General features: G+C 47.5%; 18 protein-coding genes. 6 read left to right on the top strand and 12 right to left on the bottom strand.

Annotated elements, in window-relative coordinates:
- Positions 1 to 29: 29 nt before the first annotated feature.
- Both BBD42_RS24920 and BBD42_RS24915 read right to left on the bottom strand, forming a co-directional pair.
- A complete protein-coding gene (locus BBD42_RS24920; RefSeq protein WP_099520345.1) occupies positions 30 to 1,097 on the bottom strand; it encodes a HAMP domain-containing sensor histidine kinase in 1,068 nt (355 codons plus the stop codon).
- Positions 1,094 to 1,765, bottom strand: a complete 672-nt coding sequence (locus BBD42_RS24915; RefSeq protein ID WP_099520344.1) for a response regulator transcription factor — start codon at positions 1,763 to 1,765, stop codon at positions 1,094 to 1,096. The genes BBD42_RS24920 and BBD42_RS24915 overlap by 4 nt, the downstream gene beginning before the upstream one ends.
- Before the next feature lie 296 nt (positions 1,766 to 2,061).
- On the opposite strand from BBD42_RS24915, the gene BBD42_RS24910 reads away from it, so the two are divergent.
- Positions 2,062 to 3,081: a zinc-dependent alcohol dehydrogenase gene (locus BBD42_RS24910; RefSeq protein WP_237163222.1), complete on the top strand. Its 1,020-nt coding sequence runs from the start codon at positions 2,062 to 2,064 to the stop codon at positions 3,079 to 3,081.
- A 94-nt stretch (positions 3,082 to 3,175) separates the two neighbouring features.
- On the opposite strand, the gene BBD42_RS24905 is transcribed toward BBD42_RS24910, so the two are convergent.
- The gene (locus BBD42_RS24905) at positions 3,176 to 3,850 is read right to left on the bottom strand and encodes a response regulator transcription factor (RefSeq protein ID WP_099520343.1); all 675 of its coding nucleotides are present in this window, start codon (positions 3,848 to 3,850) and stop codon (positions 3,176 to 3,178) included.
- A 299-nt stretch (positions 3,851 to 4,149) separates the two neighbouring features.
- Here BBD42_RS24905 and BBD42_RS24900 point away from each other — a divergent pair, with 299 nt between their 5' ends.
- On the top strand, positions 4,150 to 4,830 hold the full coding sequence (locus BBD42_RS24900) for an IclR family transcriptional regulator (RefSeq protein ID WP_237163221.1): 681 nt from the start codon (positions 4,150 to 4,152) through the stop codon (positions 4,828 to 4,830).
- 18 nt (positions 4,831 to 4,848) lie between these two features.
- Positions 4,849 to 5,784: an aldo/keto reductase gene (locus BBD42_RS24895; RefSeq protein WP_099520341.1), complete on the top strand. Its 936-nt coding sequence runs from the start codon at positions 4,849 to 4,851 to the stop codon at positions 5,782 to 5,784.
- Between the two features lie 83 nt (positions 5,785 to 5,867).
- Here the strand turns inward: BBD42_RS24895 and BBD42_RS24890 are convergent, their stop codons facing one another.
- From BBD42_RS24890 to BBD42_RS24865, 6 genes are all read right to left on the bottom strand, one after another.
- The gene (locus BBD42_RS24890) at positions 5,868 to 6,836 is read right to left on the bottom strand and encodes an alpha/beta fold hydrolase (protein ID WP_099520340.1); all 969 of its coding nucleotides are present in this window, start codon (positions 6,834 to 6,836) and stop codon (positions 5,868 to 5,870) included.
- 207 nt (positions 6,837 to 7,043) lie between these two features.
- A complete protein-coding gene (locus tag BBD42_RS24885) occupies positions 7,044 to 8,024 on the bottom strand; it encodes an ABC transporter substrate-binding protein (protein WP_099520339.1) in 981 nt (326 codons plus the stop codon).
- A 54-nt stretch (positions 8,025 to 8,078) separates the two neighbouring features.
- Positions 8,079 to 9,824: an ABC transporter ATP-binding protein gene (locus tag BBD42_RS24880; protein ID WP_099520338.1), complete on the bottom strand. Its 1,746-nt coding sequence runs from the start codon at positions 9,822 to 9,824 to the stop codon at positions 8,079 to 8,081.
- Positions 9,821 to 11,632 (bottom strand): ABC transporter ATP-binding protein, encoded by a 1,812-nt coding sequence (locus BBD42_RS24875; RefSeq protein ID WP_099520337.1) that lies wholly within the window; start codon positions 11,630 to 11,632, stop codon positions 9,821 to 9,823. Before BBD42_RS24875 ends, BBD42_RS24880 begins: the two co-directional genes overlap by 4 nt.
- Before the next feature lie 132 nt (positions 11,633 to 11,764).
- Positions 11,765 to 12,781 carry a helix-turn-helix domain-containing protein gene (locus BBD42_RS32375; RefSeq protein ID WP_099520336.1) on the bottom strand — a complete coding sequence of 339 codons (1,017 nt, stop codon included), beginning with the start codon at positions 12,779 to 12,781 and terminating at the stop codon, positions 11,765 to 11,767.
- 48 nt (positions 12,782 to 12,829) lie between these two features.
- A complete protein-coding gene (locus BBD42_RS24865) occupies positions 12,830 to 13,390 on the bottom strand; it encodes an NADPH-dependent FMN reductase (RefSeq protein WP_099520335.1) in 561 nt (186 codons plus the stop codon).
- A gap of 197 nt (positions 13,391 to 13,587) precedes the next feature.
- Between BBD42_RS24865 and BBD42_RS24860 the strand changes: the two genes are divergently transcribed.
- Genes BBD42_RS24860 through BBD42_RS24850 form a run of 3 tightly spaced genes read left to right on the top strand, consistent with a single transcriptional unit; the run spans position 13,588 to position 17,324 of the window.
- Complete coding sequence (locus tag BBD42_RS24860; protein WP_099520334.1) at positions 13,588 to 15,027, top strand: spore germination protein; 1,440 nt, start codon at positions 13,588 to 13,590, stop codon at positions 15,025 to 15,027.
- 30 nt (positions 15,028 to 15,057) lie between these two features.
- Positions 15,058 to 16,227: a Ger(x)C family spore germination protein gene (locus BBD42_RS24855; RefSeq protein ID WP_099520333.1), complete on the top strand. Its 1,170-nt coding sequence runs from the start codon at positions 15,058 to 15,060 to the stop codon at positions 16,225 to 16,227.
- Complete coding sequence (locus BBD42_RS24850; RefSeq protein ID WP_099520332.1) at positions 16,224 to 17,324, top strand: GerAB/ArcD/ProY family transporter; 1,101 nt, start codon at positions 16,224 to 16,226, stop codon at positions 17,322 to 17,324. Before BBD42_RS24855 ends, BBD42_RS24850 begins: the two co-directional genes overlap by 4 nt.
- A 16-nt stretch (positions 17,325 to 17,340) precedes the next feature.
- Here BBD42_RS24850 and BBD42_RS24845 read toward each other — a convergent pair whose 3' ends face one another.
- The 3 genes from BBD42_RS24845 to iolG all read right to left on the bottom strand — a co-directional run bounded on the left by BBD42_RS24845 (position 17,341) and on the right by iolG (position 20,406).
- Positions 17,341 to 18,354: a LacI family DNA-binding transcriptional regulator gene (locus BBD42_RS24845; protein WP_099520331.1), complete on the bottom strand. Its 1,014-nt coding sequence runs from the start codon at positions 18,352 to 18,354 to the stop codon at positions 17,341 to 17,343.
- Positions 18,355 to 18,517: 163 nt separating this feature from the next.
- Complete coding sequence (gene iolB / locus BBD42_RS24840; protein WP_099520330.1) at positions 18,518 to 19,348, bottom strand: 5-deoxy-glucuronate isomerase; 831 nt, start codon at positions 19,346 to 19,348, stop codon at positions 18,518 to 18,520.
- Between the two features lie 32 nt (positions 19,349 to 19,380).
- A complete protein-coding gene (gene iolG / locus BBD42_RS24835; protein WP_099520329.1) occupies positions 19,381 to 20,406 on the bottom strand; it encodes an inositol 2-dehydrogenase in 1,026 nt (341 codons plus the stop codon).
- Positions 20,407 to 20,410 lie beyond the last annotated feature (4 nt).

The raw sequence follows: 20,410 nt of genomic DNA, 5'->3' as shown, positions 1-20,410 counted from the left end.
CGAACCCAGGCTGCCCTGCTGCGTACCTATTACTTATCAATTTTTAATTGGACTGTAAAGGTTGTACCCTCTCCAGGCTCGCTCTTAACCGAAATGACACCGCCTACCAATTCAATTACGCGGAGCGAAAGAGCAAGACCGAGGCCATTCCCCTCCGCATGATGGGAAGGATCGCCTTGATAAAATTTATCAAAAATATGCTTCATCGTTTCCTCGTCCATCCCGCAGCCTGTGTCTGATACCATGACCGTGATCGCATGCTCATCCGAAATTTGCTTTAGGGTAATCGTTCCCCCGGGAGCGGTGAATTTTAAAGCATTGGAAAAAAGGTTATGCCACACGATCTCCAGCATGCTCTCTTCAGCGCGAATGATGGCACGATCCTCTATATCCACCATAAATGCGATCTTTTTTTCTTCCCAAGCATTTTCAAAGTATAGCGCGCAATCGCATAGCTGCCTGCACAGATCGTAGGGCTCGGCAACAGGCACGATCTCCTGATTTTCCAATTTGTTCAGCTTAAGGATGTTGACGACAAGTGTTGCTAGCTTATTGGTAGAAGAAATGATGGTAGCCGTATAATCCTTCCGCAGCTCAGGCGGCAAATCATCCTGCTGCAGTGCCGTAGCGTAACCGTGAATGACGGACAACGGTGTCTTGATTTCATGGGATACATTGGAAATGAAGTCGTTTTTCAGCGTTTCAATGCTGTTCAGTTCCTCGACCATCTTGTTGAAATCCTCGAACATTACATCTACGTAGTCCTTCTTATCCGCTCTGTGAATCGGTTCGAGATAGACCGAAAAGTCTCCTTCTGATACCTGCTTGGCCGCCTCGCTGAGTTTTCGCATGGGCTTGTCAAAGGATTTGTACTTCTGCCTTGCAGTAACGAGGCAAAAAATAAGGCTGACGATAATCCAATAGCCCGAGATTCCGAAAATGTACGGCCACGGCACATGTTCGATTGGCTGATAAGCATCATAGATTAGCGCTTGTCCCGCAGTCAGCGTAGACAACAATAAATAAGTGACCACAAACTCTTTCCATGAAAAAAGCGGTGACTTCATTCTCGCATCTGGTTTCTGTTTCTTATTCATTGCAGCACTGCCTTGTAGCCTAGCCCATGCACGGTCATAATTTTGAAGCCTTCACAGCAGGAAAACTTGTCCCGAAGCTTGACAATATATACGTCCACAGCGCGCAGGCTAGTTTGACTTTCAATGCCCCAGAACTCGTCCATAAGCTGGGCACGCGAAAAGGTATGTTTGGGATAGGAAAGCATTTTGTACAGAATGTTGAATTCTCGAACCGTCACAGGTACTTCCTTGCCGTCTACTGCAGCGGTCATGTCGTCTGCGTCCATCAACAGGCTTCCTACCCTCAGTTTTTTTTCATGGGCGATATTCGCCCTTCGAAGCAGGGCACCCACTCGCAAAACCAGTTCATCCAAATCAATCGGTTTAACCATGTAATCGTCAATGCCGGCAAAAAAACCTTTTTGTTTGGAGGATATATCATCACGGGCAGTCACAAAAAGAATCGGGATGGTCTTATTGATCCCCCTTATTGTCTCTGCAAATTCAAAACCGTCGATCTCCGGCATCATCACATCGGAAATGAGAAGGTCATAGATATGGTTATACATTAAATCATAAGCTTCACGCGGGTTCAGACAACCTTTAGCATTGTAACCATTTTTGGACAAATAAGCGCAAAAAATTTGGTTAAGCTTTGTATCGTCCTCCACTACAAGTATATTGATCATAAAAACATCCTTTCTGACGCATTAGTATCATCATAATAAATAGTTGTTAAAAAATTGTTTAAGCTAAGCCTTAATGCGAAGCAACATTTGGTTTGAATCGTCCTTATACGCATGATTAATATCTCATAAACATTATTTTAACAACTTTGAAACATTATTATTGCATGATTAGGCCATCCAATCGATCATTGGAATCTGTTATTGGAATCTGTTGAAAGGATTTAGTTTATCCGATTACGGCTTAGCAGATGCGAAAAAACGGTTGAACGATTATCATCTATGAGGAGTGAAGGTACATGATGAAGGCAGCGATCTATTCTGGCAAAAATGACATTCGAGTTGAAGAAAAAGCGATTCCTGCTGTAGGCCCAAAGGATGTTCTCGTAAGAAATCTGCGTGGCGGCATATGCGGTACTGATATTAATATTGTCAAAGTCGGTGCAGGCAATATGGGAATTACTCTTGGTTCGGAATTTGGACATGAAATGGTCGGCGATGTGGTGGAAATAGGGTCCGAAGTTTCTTCCCAGATCGAAATGGGAATGCGTGTAGGCATTAACCCGATTACAGCCAAAAAAGTCGGGAGACGCAAATCGCTGGAGTGTTCCGGATTTTCACAGTATGTCTTAATAGAAGAAGCTGAACTTAACTATAACTTATATGAAATAGATAAAAGCGTTCCCGTAGAGGTAGCTTCACTGATCGAACCGATGAGCGTCGGACGGCACGGCGCTTTCAGCGCAAACCCTCAGCCTGAAGATCGGATTGTCGTTATGGGTGGAGGCCCTATCGGTCTTCTCGCTGCAGCCAGCTTGATTGCTGAAGGCATGAAGCACGTCTGTGTGGTCGACATTGACGAATGGCGATTGTCCAAAGCCGCCGGATTAGGGGCATTAACCGTCAATACGTCAGAAACGACACTTGCAGAGGGATTGGCTGGACATTTTGGCACTGTGAACGTTTATGGTGTTGAAGTACCAAATGTAGACGTATTTATAGATGCGGCGGGTGCTCCCGTTTTGTTTGAAGCTATCATGAAAATCGTGAAGCCTAAAGCCAGAATTTCAATTATTGCCGTTTATAAAACCGATGTGCCGATTAGCTTGCAGCAGGTCATGTCCAAAGAAGTACAGCTTAAAGGCTCCAGCGGGTATACACATGAGGATTTTTCCAAGGTGGTCCAGCATCTTTCAAGCTTTAAAAATGAGCTGTCCACCCTTATTACGCAGGTTTATAAGCTGGATGATATTCAGGAAGCCTTTACTAAAGCCATTGAAGCTAAAGGTACGGTTAAAGTAGTTGTAGATTTAACATAAAAACTATCCATCAATCGCCGGAGCTTGCCGAATAAAAATCCATTAAAAAATAAGCTCTTGTCCTTAATCGGGACAAGAGCTTATAAGGAGCTGATCATTCATAAACCTCAAGCCGGTAGCCAAGTCCGCGCACCGTCTCGATACGAAATTCCGGTGTAGTCCCGAACCGTTCGCGCAGGCGTTTAATATGTACGTCTATCGTTCGATCATCTCCAGCGTAATTGATCCCCCAAATTTGATCGATCAACTGCTCCCGCGTATACACTTGTCCGGGAGTTCCAGCAAGCTTATACAGCAATTCGAACTCCTTGAGCGGCAAAGTGAGCGACTCGCTCCCTCTCATTACCTTATAGGACTGCCGGTCAAGAATGACGTTGCCGAACTGGATCGTCTGCGTGGAGCCAATCCGGTACCGTTTCAGCAAGGCCCTAACCCGTACCGTCAACTCCAACGGATCAAATGGTTTCGTCAAATAATCGTCCGTCCCAAGCTCGAACCCCTTCACTTTCTCCCATGTTTCGCCTCGTGCAGTCAGCATAAGCAACGGCAGATCAGGATTGGCTCTTCTGAGCTCCTTGCATAACGTCCAGCCATCCATTATCGGCATCATAATATCGAGTACAACAAGATCGACATGCGTCGAGGCGTAGACGGCCAGTGCTTCCTTGCCATCCGCAGCTTCAACTGTTGCGAATCCGTCGTTGCGTAGAAATAAACAGACAAGTTCGCGAATGTTCGCATCGTCGTCAGCAACCAGTATAGTAAGCATTCGGTCCCTCTTTTCCTATTTTCCATCTCTTATTGAAGTAACCATTATACTACAAGTAAATGGGAATTGTCCTATTCTTCCTGCTTCGTGATGCCATTTCTCCTTCATACACTGATGTTCGGAACGGTTCGGATAGCGACTAAATTTCACATTGTGAAACAAAACAAACGTTCATTGCTCACGAGCTGCAACTATTTTAAACTTAATTTGAAACTGAGGTGATAATCATATCCGGATATGAGGTATCCAGTTTAAAGAAAGGCCTTCAAATTCTAGATTTACTGCAGGAGAACTTTCGTTTGTCGTTAACGGACATCTCCAAACGGCTTAATATGAATAAAACGACCGTGTTTCGCCTATTGCATACGCTTGAAGAAGCGAAATATATTGTCAAACGGGATAAATACTATGAGCTTCATTCGCGGGTTTCCACGACGGGTTCAGCAAGTGATCGTTCTGTTCACTGGTCCGTTTCGCAAATTTTGCAGCAATTAGGGACAAGCACCGGCAGAGATGTATTTGTAGGCATACTGCATGAGGATGGCGTAATCTCCCGAAAGGTTTATGATGCGCAAGCGGAGCAAATGGTCAATGTCGATTCTATCGGCCTCCATCCGATGCATCAAACGGCATTAGGCAAAGTTTTCTTAGCCCATATGGCAGCGGAAGATCGGCTTCAATATATTTCACGGCTCGCTTTGGGCAAGGAAGCGGAAAAGGCGTTTATGGAGGTCGACTTGCTCCTCTGCCATTTGGACGTCATTAAACAGCAGCAATTTGCTGGCGACTATCAGGATTTTATTGAAGGCATACATTGTATTGCTTCGCCGGTGTTTAAAGCCGGTGAGGTCATTGCCTCCATTTCAATTGCCGATTCCATCGAGAACATGCCAAAAAAGATCGTAAAAGGCTTAACACGCCATGTCATTGAGGCAAGCCAAAAAGTAACGCAAGAGCTTAATCGCTGCTCCAATTGTTAAAAGAAAGAAGGTATTCCTATGAAAAATCGCGTACAGCTTGGAAAATCAGAGGTTTACGTCAATCCAATCGGACTCGGCACGAATGCCGTTGGCGCTCATAATCTTTTTCCCGGCACGGATGAACAAGAAGGCAAGCACCTAGTCCGCACGGCTATCGAAAACGGCATTAACATGCTGGACACGGCTTACTTATATGGCAATGGACGCTCCGAGGAATTGATTGGCGAGGTAGTCAAAGAGATTGGAGATCGTTCGAAGGTCGTAATAGCAACAAAGGTATCGCCAAAATTCGCAGACGGCAAATTGGTGATGGACAACTCGCCTGCCTTCTTGCGCGAAGAAGCCGAGAAAAGCTTGAAAAGGCTGCAAACCGATTATATCGACCTTCTGTATATTCATTATCCTGATCAACATACGCCTAAAGATGAAGCAATTGGGGCTTTGAAGCAATTAAAGGATGAAGGTAAAATTCGGTCAATTGGCTTGTCCAATTTTTCACTGGATCAGTTACATGTTGCCAACAAGGATCAATACGTCGACGTGTTCCAAGGGGAATACAATCTGCTGAACCGGAAAGCAGAGTCGGACTACTTTCCTTATACGATCGACAATCAAATTACCTTTATCCCGTACTTCCCTCTTGCATCCGGACTTCTTGCCGGCAAATATACGAAGGATTCAACCTTCAATGATTTTCGGACAAGCCTTCCTTATTTCAAAGGTGAGGCATTTCTGAGAAATTTGGAAAAGGTTGAACAAGTTCAGAAAATCGCTAAAGCTAAAGGAGTCGAGGTTGCCCATGTTGTGCTTGCTTGGTACTTAACGAGAGAGGCCATTCAGGTCCTTATTCCAGGTGCCAAAAATGCCGGGCAAGTGACCAACAATTTATTGACGCTGGAAACTCAGTTAACAAGCCGGGAGATTGAGGTAATCGACGATATTTTCAAGGCATAGATCGAGTATCAAGAAGCCTCGCGATACAGTACACATGCCAAAAAGAAGATGGCCCGAACCAGGGCCATCTCCTTTTTAATGGTCTAGCGCTTAGCCAAAGCCAATATTTCTTCTGCAACAAGATCTGGCTGGTATTGATGAATGTAGTGCTCGGTGTCTTGAACAATGATTTGCTTTGGCTGCAAGGACCAGGATGCAAAGGCTGCTTGGGTTTTGGTCCAGAGCTCTTCGCTCGCCCCAAAATAATCAGCCGTCAATATGGTAAGCGGAAAAGGAAACGGCTGTTTCGCATCCAAAACGACCTTTGCATTAACCTGCGAACGCAGCAGCTCGTCCTCTATATTGGCATTTTCAAGCTTGAGCAACGATGCGGTATGATCAATCTTCTTTAAGTCTTCGGACACGTACTTCAATCCGTTGCGAATAGCAAGCGAGTTTTCGATAACGCTGTCGGATTGAAATAGCAATCGAATCACACCCGTTTTGATCAGGAGCTTATTGAGACCGCTACTTACTGGCTTTTCAGAATCCTTGTAATAATATTCCGGACTTCCGCCATCTATCATCACAATACCTTGAACTTCATCCGGGTATTTCTGTGCATACCGAATCGTTTCCAGCGATCCCAACGAATGTGCCACAAGCAGGTAAGGCGGCTTTTGACCAGATGTCTCCAGCAATTCGTGAATTTCATCCGTTATCGTATCGATGTCACGCTTTTTATTTGTCGTATCACTGTACCCATAACCAAATCTGTCGTAAACGGCGAATTTCACATGAGGCGCGAGCCTCTCATATAGCGGAGAAAAATCCACATAAGGATTGGCGGTGCCCCAACCGGAGGCAAACACAACGGTAACATCCCCTTGGCCGCCCGTATATACATGCATGTTTTCCCCATGAACCTTGTACAGCTTACCGCTAGGTGTATAAGATTTCAAATCATTTCGGATGCTTGCTTGTTCATATACGGCTCCTGCTCCCATTAGCACAACGATAGCAAGCAATCCAAAAACCACTGTCTTCCCTAACCGTCTAGCCCATTTTCTCATCTGTCCCACTCCCCTTATCGTAGTCATATTATAGCGGATCAATCTTATGTAAGAGAAAACTCTATCTTAATTCCAGCTTAATTGTTTATTCTTCTAACTTGCCGTACAATCCAGCTAGCTATTCTTCTTCAAAAAATAAGCTGCGGCCGCCGCAGAATCATGCTCTGCAGCGGCCACAGCCTGCTGGTCCTTCGTATTTCGTCTCGTTTATGAATCCTTATGATGGTCCAAGATAAGCTGGCCTACCCGGTTGAGCAGCTCCAGTCGGCCTATGGCCGTATAGGAATAGTTATAATTATCGACATTTGAAATTTTATAAATGTTGCCTTTTTGGACGGCTGTTATATTGTTCCAAACGTTGCTGTCCGCCATTTTATTTTCATCATTTTCCATTAAAAGCATATGATCTGGATTGATCGCAGACAAGCCCTCCAAGCTGATTTGCTTGCCGCCCCAATCCTCGGGATCAGGTATGCCCTCCGTACGTTTCAAGCCTAGATCTTTGTAGATAAGCTCCGCCGATCCCGTTGTAGAGTAAACAACGATGTTATTCGGATACGTTTCAACCATCCCGAAGGATTCATCCTTGATGATCGGCGCTAGTTTTTCTTTCCACTCCATTGCTGCTGCATCATAACCGGCTATCCATTGCTTCATTTTTTCCTCTTCATCAAACAGCTCGGCCAGGAAGCTGAAGCGCGCTCTCCATTCATAATAGGCATGCGGAATAATAATGGTGGGGGCAATCTGGCTAAGCTGCTCATACATTTCCGTATTAAACGTGGCTCCCAAAATAATCAAATCCGGATCTGCGGCTGTAACCAGCTCAATATTGATAGGCTCTGCGTACCAATCCAGATTAATCGCATCCTTGCTCATGCGTTCTTTAATGGTCGGCGACAGCTCGCTTTGATTGCCGTAATCTGCATTTGCAGTAGCAATAGGTTCAATGCCGAGCAGCAGCAGCTCCTCGGTTCCTCCAGAAAGATCAGCAATGCGCTGAGGCTTGAGCGGAATAACAACCTCTTCCCCATTCGGGTTTTTCACCGTTTTCGTTGTTTTTGCCGCTTCATTGCTTTCCGTCGTTTCAGGCTCGCTAGCCGACCCCGTCCCATTCGCTGGCTGGCTGCCACAGCCCGCCAATATGATCATACAACTTAACACCAACATCATAACTGCCTTTTTCATCGTTATTTCTCCTCTCAAAATGTATAAGCTAGAATATTAGCCAGCTGGCTTAGCTCAGGTTTGAACCTGCCAGCCCTCGGCCTGCTGCTGCAAATGCCATAAACGGGAGTAAATGCCTTGTCCGCCCAGCAGCTGGTCATGCGTTCCTTCCTCGACCAAACGCCCTTGATCGAGCACGATGATGTGATCTGCGTTTTGAATCGTCTTTAAGCGATGGGCGATCAATATGACCGTTTTATCCGCTACCAGCGCATTAATCGCTTGCTGGACAGCCGCTTCATTTTCAGGATCAAGAGAAGCAGTAGCCTCATCAAGTAAAATAATAGAAGCGTTCTTCAGCAGCGCGCGTGCAATCGATATCCGTTGTTTTTCACCGCCTGACAGCGTTGATCCGCCTTCCCCAACTGGCGTGTTGTAGCCTTGCGGCAGTCTGGAAATAAAATCATGGCAGCATGCACGCTTCGCCGCTGCTTCAATCTCCGCTTGGCTGGCATCCATTTTTCCAATCCGAATATTGTTTCCGATCGTATCTTGAAACAAATAAACATCCTGAAAGACGATAGAAATGTGCTGCAGCAGTTTTTCGGGAGCAATCGAGCGGATTGCTTGCTCGCCGATACGAATCGTCCCCGCCTGAATGTCCCAAAATCTCGCGATTAGACGGTTAATGGTGCTTTTCCCGCTCCCCGATGCCCCAACAAGCGCCGTAATCGTCTTTGGCTTAATCGTAAAGGAAACGCCGCTGAGCACAGGCGTCCTCGCCTCATAACCGAAGGTCACCTGGTCAAAAATGATGCTGGGATGAGCCTCGGCAATATCTGCACTCCCCTCCAGCGTCTGCTCCTGCTGCACATCCATAATGCGCTGGGCACTATAGGCGGAATAACGCATTTCTCCGTAATTCATCAGCACAATCGTCAAGGGCTCAAAGATTTTCGTTCCGACGAGCAGAAACAGCAGAAACACAGGCAAAGACAAGCTGCCGCCGACAAGCAAATAGCTGCCGGTCCAAATCATTAGCGTCATTCCCGATCGGGCAAGCAGCATCGCCCCCATAATCATCGGTCCCATAATCGCTTCCAGCCGGATTGATGCTTGTTTTAGACGGTCAAACGAAAGGCGCAGCCGCTCAAAGCGTTCGCCGCCCAAATGATGAGCTTTAATCTCACGAATGCCCGTCAAATATTCCTGAAGGCGGCTAGCCGCCTCATTTTTAGCTTGCACGTGGTTTTCGCTCAGCCGTGCTTGAAGCCTATCCGTCAGCCACAATAACAGCACGCCAAGAGGAACGGCGATAAACATCGCCAGTGCCATTCGATAGTCCAGCCATATAAGACCGGTTAGCGCCATAATGGGCAGCACGACAGCGCTGATGAGCTGCGGCACATTGTGAGAAATCGTATGCTCCACCTGTCCATAATCGCTCAAAATAAGATTCGTCAAGTCACCAGGATCGCGTTTGCCGAAAAAACCGAGCGATAGGTGGCGAATATGCTCAGCCAGCTTTAATCGCCCTGATGCAGCGAGGCTGTAAGCCGCCCGGTACGTTTTATCGTAAAGAGAAGCGTAAGCTGCATATTCTACAAGCAGCCAAACGAACAGTACCATGCACACGATCCACATGCGGTTCGTATTCAGGCCAAGCTCTGGCTGCGCAAACGATAGGTAAATCGTATTGAAAAGATCTACAAGCAGCGCGGCGGGAATGATTTTCGCGATGCCGTCCAAAAGAGCAGCAATAGCAGACGGCCATAAGCTTTTAGGCGAACCGCCGGAAATGTTATAAAAGTAGTTTCTCACAGCTGAGGCTCCCCTCCTCTAACGCCCAGTTTCCATGAAGCCGCACTTTGATGGGCCAGCCACATTTGCTCATACAGCCCCTGTTTCTTGCGCAGCTGTTCATGGGTGCCTTGCTCGACAATTTTGCCTTGCTGGACGACGAGAATCTGCTGAGCGGAACGGATGGTAGAGAGGCGATGGGCGATAATGATGACGGTTTTGCCTTTCACCAGCTGGGCGATGCCCTGCTGGATGTTGTATTCATTTTCAGCATCGGCATACGCTGTTGCTTCATCGAGTACGAGTATCGGGGCGCGCTTAAGCAAGGCTCGGGCAATCGCAATGCGCTGAGCCTCACCGCCAGATAGATACGTGCCGCCTTGTCCAATTTTGGTATCGTAGCCTTGATCCAGCTTCTCGATAAATTCATGGCAGCAGGCCGTTTTTGCAGCTGCCAGCACTTCATCCCTGGTGGCCGCCTTGTTGCCCATCCGAATATTTTCCTCAATCGTATCGTAAAAGAGGTGAACATCCTGAAAAACGAAGGATACGAGCTCCATCAGCTTGTCTGTTCCAATATCGCGAATGGGAATACCGCCAATCGAAATGATGCCCTCCTGCACCTCCCAAAATCGCAGCAGCAAGCTCGCGATGGTTGATTTCCCTCCGCCTGAAGGTCCTACAAGAGCAGTGAGCTCACCTGCATGAGCTGCAAAACTAACTTTTTGCAGGACAGGCTTAAAATCTTTGCTTTCCGTCTGCTCATAAGCGAAGGTTACGTCTTGAAAGGCAATGTCGTAATGATGAGGCACTCGGGGCGAAGCCGGCTCCAGAGCGGCCTTCTCGGCAAATACAGCCTCAATCCGCTTGTGTCCCTCGACAATTTCGCGCAGCCCGCTTCCTAAATGCATCAGCTTCAGCAGCGGTGCCGATAGGCTAGGCGTAACGATGAGGAACAAAATAAACGTAATAGCGAAGGACTGGCTGCCTGCTTGGCCGCTGAACAGCAATAAGCCGATCGGCACGACGAATGTAAACAGCGAAATAATGATGACAAAAAAGAGGCTGTACGACGTCTTGCAGATAGCCGTAATTTTCAAAGAAACATCGCGGTATTTCATAACGGCTTGCTTGAACGTCAGAAATGAATCTGCGGTGATGCCGAACACTTTGACTGCTGGCATTCCCCGCACATACTCAATCCCCGTTGCATTCATCTCTTCAATCGCATACTGAAATTCACGGTACGCTTCTTTGCCAGCTTCGCTGCCGAACAATCTGGTTTGCAGCCACACGCCTGCGCCAATCGGGAGCAGCAATACGAGTGCCATTCGGTAATCCAGCCAAAACAAATAACCGATTAACACGATTGGAATGACGATTGCGCTAATGAGATCGGGCAGCTGATGGGCAATAAACTTTTCAATCTTTTCCACGCTAACCTCAATGATCTTCTTGAGCTCTCCCGTTGCCGTTTTCGTATGGTATCCCATCGGCACTTTCGCCACATGCGCTGCAAGCCGCACCCGAAGCTCATAAAGAATGTTGAAAGCCGCAATATGCGAGCACATTCCCCCAACATACATTGCTGCAAGCATGCCAAGCAAGGAGACAAAAGCGATGATTCCCCAATGAATGAGCAGCTCTTTGTTCATATTGGCCGGCTGCTGCGCATGAATGAGCAGTTCCTGGACGATTTTATATACCGCAATAAACGGTACAATTTGCAGCAGGCTCGAAAGGATTGAGAAAATGCTGGCTGTTATTAACAGCCCTTTCCGCTCGCCAGCAATTTGAACTAAGCCGGATATTTCTGATTTCGTCTTCATTTCACTCCGTCCCAACATAATTGATATTAAAAATCATTCTCATACATAAAGCGCGATGTATAAGCTAATATCGCATATATTGGGTTTGGGCTGATACCCAAATCGGGAGTAAGAGGTTCCATAAGCGGATTTTTAGCGGCGGTTTTCTTTTTGAGGATAAAATTTGAAATATTCAGAGGGATTGATCCCGTATTTTCGTTTGAATTGTTCTGAAAAATGACTTGCTTTGCTAAAGCCGACGGCTGCTGCCGCTGCGGTAATGTTCAGCTTCCCTTCCTCAAGCAAGCGATAGGCGTCGTCTAATCTTCGATTAATAATATAAGCATGAACAGGCAGGCCGAACAGCAGCTTGAAGCCTTTTTTGAGCTTAAATTCATTCAAGCAAACGAGCTTGCTCAACGCTTCCAAGCTAGGAGGCGTTACTAATTGCGCATCGACGATTTGTTTGGCCCGGTGCAGGCTGTCAATATCGGTGCGGGATAATCCTGGCAAGCTTGGCTGTGGTTGCTTCTGCAAAATTGCTTCATTGAAATAAACGGCAAGCAGCTCAAGCACCTTCCCGCTTAAATAAAGCTGTTTAATCGCTCCCTGATAATTGCAGTGAAAAATATGTTGCGTAATTCGCTTCATTTCCGGCGTCATCGAGGAATGATGAAAAGGCTCGCGATTTTCTGTCAATATGGTTGAAATTTTATGCAGCGGCAGCTGCTGTAAAGCGCCAATCTCCGTGAGGCGATCCAGCTTGAGAGTTACCCCGCGAATATGCTGATTGACGTTAAACTGGCAGCTGCTGCTTGTGGGAAGATGTCCGAAGGCTGAAACCTCCCCGTGCTCCAGCTGATATTCTTTTCCAAGCTCTTCGACGTTCCATTGAAGCTTTTCTCCAAGGCAAAAGCTTAGTTTTAAGCTGTTGTTCCGCTCCAGGCTTTGCAAGGAAGTTGCCTTATGGAATGAGGCATCACATATGACAAGCTCCATGGACGAATGAATCTGATTGAGCTGCCAGTAACCGCGTCCAAGCTGTTCCGGCATATGAATCCTCTGTTCTGAGGAGCTGGAACGATACAGCTGATTCAAATTATCCGCTAAAGTGCAGTTTCGATTAACCGTATTGGCAATTTCATACCATCTTTCTGCTGCTGATTCCATTCATCGGGCCCCTCTCCCACGGCGGTGTCAAAATGCTATAGTTGTTCTTTAATCTAAGGCAGGAATATGATCGATCCAATGCACAAACTTTTGCAAATAAGCCTGCAAATATTCCTTCGTCTTCTCATCTGTTAGGCGATGCTGCTCCGCATCTACTTTCGTGTGAACCTGTGAAATAAGCAGCTTCTGAAAAGGAAGCACCTGCGCCTGGACGGACTCCAGGATATGCCGCGTTTGAAGCTGGGCATGCACGGTTCCCATGCCGCCTGGCGTTGCGCCAATGAGGCCAAATGGTTTTCTGCGCAGCACGGAGCCGCGTGAAGGCCTGGATGCCCAGTCAATCGCATTTTTGAGCACGCCCGGAATGCCGGAATTGTATTCTGGCGACACAATAATAACACCATCGACTGCCTGAATAGCCGACTTGAACAGCTGTACAGCCTCTGGTCCGTCTCCCGCCTCCAAATCTTCATTAAACAAAGGAAGCTCCTTAAGCTCAATCCACTTAAATACGATAGAAGCATCCAGCTCGCTCAGCGTTTGCGCCACCATCCGATTATATGAATTTTCTCGCAAGCTTCCTACAATTAGCCCAATTGTTTTTGACATTTTAATAAGCCCCTTTCATCGTTACGCTTGATTCCATTATTAGCTTAAGTTTCATTGTACTTGCTTTCCATAATAATGCCTAGCTGTTGCTTTCAAATTACGCCGTGCGTTGATCGAATAATATAGCCAATTTTAGCCACAATAACTATGTGATACATCCAAACAAAACAAGCTTTAGCAAAAGGAGCTGCCGCTTTATGCCCGAGAGCAAGGAAAACACGAAGCGCGACCTCTATAATGAGCTAGTGTCCGAGCTTGGCAACAGCTCTGATTTATCAACAAGAGATTGCTTGATTGGCGAGGAGCGTATTCCGGCCTCTGTCGTGTGGATTGACGGACTTGTAAGCAAGCAAAATTTAAATGCCGATGTCATATCGCCACTCATTTCAGGAACCCAGCAGCTAAAGCTGCTCGATCAAAGCGAGCCCCCTCATCAGCTGCTTTGCAGTTATATATTGACTGCGAATCATGTCAAAATGGTATATACCTGCGAGGAGTGCGTGCCTCTGCTCGTTAGCGGCTGGACAATTATTTTAGTAGAGGACAGCAAGGGAGCCATTGCGGTCAATACGCAGGGATACGAAACGCGCAGCATTGATGAGCCGGCATCATCGAGTGTCATCCGAGGTCCTCGGGATGGCTTCGTTGAAGCACTCGGTGTAAATCTTTCGCTGATTCGCAGGCGAATTCGGGACAAGGCGTTTCGAGTGGAAACGCTAACTATAGGAAACCTTTCGCATACGAAAATCGCGATGGTCTATATCCATGACCGGGCTGAGAAGGAAACGGTTGACGAAATACGCAGACGGCTGGAGTCTATCGACATAGATGCCGTGTTGGAGTCTCATTATATTGAAGAAATCATTAAAGACAGCCCGACCTCCTTCTTCCCGACTGTATACAGCACCGAGCGGCCTGATGATATTGCCGGCGTTATTTTGGATGGGCGTGTGGCCATTGTCGTAGACGGCACCCCGTTCGTTCTCGCTCTTCCGTGCACACTGTTTCACCTGCTCAAAACGACGGAAGATCTCTATTTGGCTTACCCGGTAGCTACGTTTATCCGCTGGATTCGATATGCCGGTTTTTTCATCACACTGCTGCTGCCCTCTACCTATGTCGGCATTTTGACCTACCATCCGGAAATGGTTCCCCCACAGCTGCTTAGCAGCATACTGTCGGCTCGTGACGGTGTTCCTTTTCCCGTCTTGATGGAGGCGCTGATTATGGAAATCATTTTTGAGGGGCTGCGCGAGGCGAGCATTCGGATGCCCCGTTCTATTGGATCTGCCATCAGTATCGTAGGAGCGCTTGTTATTGGCGAATCCGCCGTACAAGCCGGTATTATCTCTTCCCCATCGGTCATGATTGTGGCTGGCACAGCGATTGCCTCGTTTACGATTCCGTCGATCTCGCTGTCAGGAACGATTCGCATGCTGCGTTTTTTCATGCTGATGTTAGCTTCGCTGCTAGGGCTTTACGGCATTATCATCGGTTTATTTATGCTAGGCACTCAGCTCGCGTCGATAAAATCCGTAGGCATGCCCTATTTGTCCCCGTTCGCGCCATTTAAGAAAAAAGAGGCCGAGCAAGCCATTTTTCGCGTTCCCTGGTTTACGCTCCGTCATAAACGGTAATCCAAATGTCTATCGAAGGGGGACTACCTTGTGTTTTTCCGCCTTGGCAAATATGCTGCTATTCTCAGTCTGTTGCTGCTGCTTAGCGGCTGCTGGAGCCAAATCAATTTTGACCAGCTGACGGTCGTGTCAGCCATTGGGCTTGATCTAAATAAACAAGGACAGCTCGAGGTGACTGTCCAGCTCGTTAATCCAACACTTCCCGTTGCGGCGGGCGGAGGCGGACAGCAGCGCAGAGCCATTGCTACCTATGCAGCGACCGGGGTCACAATTGAAAGCGCATTGGAGGTGATTCGCAAGCAAGCGAAGAAAAGCCTCTTTTTCTCCCAAACGAAGGTTATCCTTATTGGTGAACGCTTAGCCCGTCAAGGCATGGACGATATGATGGATTTTTTCTGGCGCGAGCCGAATCAAAACTTTAACAGCTGGATCATGGTGTCAAGGCGGCCGATTAAGGAAGTATTGACCCGTTCACAGGAATTGCAAGCGGTGGCTGCGGATGAATGGAAAGCTTATTTTAAAAGCAAAAGATACAAGCCGACAAGCGGCGGCATTCAGCTGTATCAATTTTTGCCAAGACTCGAGCAGACCAGCTTTCAAGCAGCCGTACCTGGCATGTTTCTAGTCAATTCAACAGGCTCAAAAAACATGATTATGGAAATTACGGACCTTGCTGTCTTTCGCAATAATAAAATGGTTGGCTGGCTCAATAGCGAGGAAGCGCAGATCGTCAGTTGGCTTACCGAACTATCTTCAATGGGCATGTTTGAAATTGCGACCAAGGACATAAAATCTGTCATGTTTGATTTGGACAGCATCCATATGGCGATTAGTCCGGTTTATGTAAACGGAAAGCTGAAAATGAATGTACGCATGAAAACTAAAGCTTCCATTAAGACGTCGACGGAGCTTTTGGACTTGTCGGAGAAGCAAACAACCGATCTGTTGAAAAAAGAGCTCAGCGATGCGCTTACCGCCTCGATTGAAAAAACCGTCTATAAGCTGTTTCGCTCCTATAAAAGCGACGTAATTGGTTTCGGAGAGGCGATTCATCGCCGGGATGCAAAAAGCTGGAAAAAAATGAAAAACAACTGGAACGAGGAGCTTGCTCAAATAGATGTGCAGACGAGCATTTCGATCGAAATTGTTAAGTCTGGCTTGCTTATTGACGGCATAATAAAAAAGGATGATAGTCGTTGAAAAAGAATAATCTAATATCAGCCAGCCAATTCTTTTTCATCATTTTTGTATCGATTACCTCTCTTACGTTTTTCTCGGTTCCTAGCCAACTGATTGCCAAGGTGAAGCAGGACCTATGGCTGTCTATGGCATTAGGGGCCGTCATCGATATTTATGTGGCGATTTTGCTCTATCGGCTCGGCAGAATGTATGCCGGACAATCACTGATTCAATATACGCGCTCGATATTAGGAAAAACAGGGAAGGTCGTTGGCCTTTTTTTTCTGTTGTTCTTTCTAGGAGTAATAGTGACGGCCATGTGGATTTACTGCGATTTTTTATCGCGGACGTTAATGCCCGAAACACCTCGCCTCGTCTTTTCCATATCGATGACGTTATGCGCAGGGCTCGCAGCTGTAAAAGGAATTGAAGCCATCGCGAGGCTTAGCCAAATAATTGGCGTTATTATCTTGTTAACTTCAATTATTTTGTTCGCTAGCTGTACGCCCTATCTCCGGCTGGGCTATCTGCTTCCCCAATTTGAGAACGGACTGTTTCCTGCCCTGCATGGAGCGATCTATCCAGGCAGCTGGTTCGGCATTTGCATTATGATGGGGATGCTGATGCCGCATATCCAGAACCAGAAGAACATTTTCCGCATGAAGGTATATGCGGTTGTGCTTGGCACCTCGGTCATGACGCTGTATTTATTATACAGCATAGCAGTCATGGGGCCTGTAATGGCGGGCCATTTTGAAAACCCGGTTTACATTCTGTCGAGAGTGACCCAGTTTATTATTTTTGAACGAATTGAGGTGCTGCTGCTGCTCATCTTTATTTCGGGCTCGTTTATTACGATCTCAACCTTATATTATGCTGTTGCGGAAGGTACTTCGCAGTGGCTGGGGATGAAATCGCATAAGCTATGGGTATATGTTTTTGGAGCGATATTCGTGTTTAGCCCGATGTTTCCTTATAGCAATGAAAGCTACATAGTGGATCGCTATTTAAGCTACTGGTTTCCGTTTGTATCGCTTATTATTGAAGGCGGCTCCATGACATTTATTTTCATTTGGGCTATTGTCAAAAACAAACTGCAAAGCCGCCCTTCCTCTTAAGCAAAATCGTCACAGGTTACAGATGCATGGAACTCGTCGATTGTCTAACGATGAGCTCGGGCTCCAGAACGATACGTTCCGCTTTGGCCGCAGCTGTTTTTTCCTGCAGCGCTTCCACCAGCAAATCAACAACCTTTTTCCCCATTGCTTCAATCGGTTGGGCAATCGTCGTTAGCGGCGGATCACTGACCGAGGCTAAAATCGTATTGTCGAAGCCGATTACCGATACGTCGCGCGGGATGCGCAGCTTAAGCTCCTTTGCCGCTTGCAGCGCGCCAATAGCGAGCAGCTCATTACAGCAAAACAAGGCGGTCGGACGCTCCGTCTGCTTCAGCAGCTCCAGCGCTTTGCGCTTGCCATCCTCCAGCGTATAGTCGCAAAACTTGACGGAAGCGTCGGACCAGGGCAGACCTGCCGCTTCAACGATGCTTCTAAATCCGCTAACCCGTTCGCGGCTGCTGCTGACCTTCATATGCTCGGCAAGCACCGCGACCCGGTGATGCCCTTCCTTCAGCAAATGCTCAGCGCCAAGCGCTCCGCCTTTAAAATCCTCAACGATGACCGTATGCACAGCCAGAGCAGGCATATCCCGCGCAATGAGCGCTACAGCGATGGACTGCGTCAGCAGCGGCTTAATAATATCTTCGTTATCGATTCCGGTACCGATAATGATGCCGTCCACACTTTTTTGCCGCAGCAGCGACAAATAACGCTCTACCCGCTCGTCTTTATTGTCCGTGCTGCATATGACGAGGCTGTAGCCTAATCGGCGGCTCTGATCCTCAACGGCACGGGCAATTTCGGCGAAAAAGGGGTTGGATATGTCTGGAACGAGCAGACCAAGCGTATACGTCCGCTTCCCGGTAAGCGCGGAAGCGATTACACTCGGCTGGTAGTTAAGCCGCTCCATAATGCGCATCACTTCATTTCGCCGCTCTTCGCTGATTTTCCCCTTGCCGTTAATGACTTGGGAGACCGTCGCAATGGAGACGCCCGCTTCTCTGGCGATATCATAAATAGTAGCTTTCATAAACGACCTCCGTTACTTTTGAACTGGTAGATTTATTATGTATCACAGCATGTTATCTTGCAATGAAATTGGTGTAATTGGCTTAAAAAGATAGAAACCAGCCTCCACAAAACGAAAGCTGGTTTCTACTATAGTTGTTGCCCTTGTAAACCGGCGCTGCTTTCTAGGCTTTAGCCGTATCTTCAGCAGGCTTCGTCATAATCCAGGCATGGTCCGGATCATTATGAAATTTCCAAATGCGGGTAGGTCCAGCCATCACGTTTAAATAATACACCTCATAGCCCGGAGGCGCACTTACAGGGTGGTAACCGCGCGGCACGAGAACCGCCTCCCCATTGCGAATGACAAGCGTCTCGTCAAGCGAACGGTCATCCGTATATACACGTTGAATGGCGAAGCCCTGCTCAGGCTCTACGCGAAAATAATACGTTTCCTCCAGCAGCGATTCATTCGGCAGCGCATCCTGATCATGCTTATGCGGCGGGTAGCTGGACCAATGTCCGCTTGGCGTAAACACTTCAACGACAAGCAGGCTGTCCGCCGGCGCTGTTTCTGGCAAAATGTTATGGATTTGCCGCTCCAAATTGCCATATCCGCGCTGCTCAACACCTACAGCATCCGGGGCAATCAGTCTCGCTTCATGCTGGCCTTGGCCAGGAGCAGAGCAAATGGCGATATCCAGCGCAGTTACCGCTTCAATTTGATAAAAGTCATCATTGGGCACGTAAACCGAATATGGCGGAATTTTCTCAAATACGCTCATCCGCTGGCCGATATTGCTCCACTCTTCTTTCTGAGTGCGCACATCCGCGCGTCCGCTCAGCAGCACGAGGCATACTTCATTTTCATCCGTGTTCTGCTTAAGCTGCTCGCCCGGCTCCAGATGGACGATGCGAAAACCAACATACTCCCATCCTGCGCTTTGCGGCGTTATGTTCATCAGTTCGCCCTGCTCGCCCGGAGCAGCGCTTGGTTTTACGATTAAATCAGACACTTGCGCACACAACCTTTCTTGTATCCGTCTACTTACGTAAGCTCGTGCAGCTCGCTTAGCTTCACTGGCCGTCTAAGCTTCACTGACAGTTTCGCCGCTCTTGCAATCCGCTCGGCTTGCAGCGCATCGTGACCATCGACCTTTACCTTCTTATCCAGCAGCAGCGCTTCGATAAACAACTGGGTTTCCTCTACATAAGCAGCGTTGTAACGTTCAAGGAAGAAGTGCAGCGGCTTATCCCGCACAATGCCCTCGGCTGTGCTAATTTCCGCTGTATTCGGGTGATCATTCGTTGCGGCGGCACTGCCTTTGGAGCCGAATACCTCGACACGCTGATCGTAGCCGTATACGGCTTGACGGCTGTTGTCGATTACGCCGAGCGCCCCGTTTTGAAAGCGCAGCGTCACAATCGCAGTATCGAGATCATCGCATTCTGCGAATACAGGATCAATGAGAACATTGCCTTGCGCAAAAACTTCCTCAACCTCGCTGCCTGCCAAAAATCTCGCCATATCGAAATCATGAATCATCATATCCATGAAAATACCGCCGGACACCTTGATGTAATCTTTATGAGGCGGGTTCGGATCGCGCGACGTAATTTTTATAATATGCGTCTCGCCAATCGTTCCCTGCTCTACATGCTCGCGAATCCGTTTAAAGTTGTGGTCAAAGCGGCGGTTAAAGCCGATTTGCAGCTTTACGCCCGCTTTCTCTACCGCTTCGACTGCTTCCTCTGTTTGCGAAAGCGTCATGCTGACCGGTTTCTCGCAAAAAATATGCTTGCCTGCTTCCGCAGCCTGTTTAATGAGCGGCACATGTGTATCTGTTGAAGAGCAAATGAAAATGGCGTCAATTGCAGGGTCTGCGATAAGCGCAGCGCTGTCTTTCGTAACGGTAGCGATGCCGCGTTCAGCAGCCCATGCTTCCAGCTCCGCGTTAGCGAACAAATCGCTGATTGCGGCAATTTCCACCTGCGGGAGCCGCAGCAAGTTGTCGGCATGGATTTTTCCGATGCGGCCTGCGCCGATAATGCCGATTTTAATTTTTTGTACCATTTTG

Origin of the sequence: Paenibacillus sp. BIHB 4019 (genome assembly GCF_002741035.1) — a bacterium.
GTDB lineage: Bacteria > Bacillota > Bacilli > Paenibacillales > Paenibacillaceae > Pristimantibacillus.
This window is presented reverse-complemented; position numbering and strand designations above follow the sequence as displayed.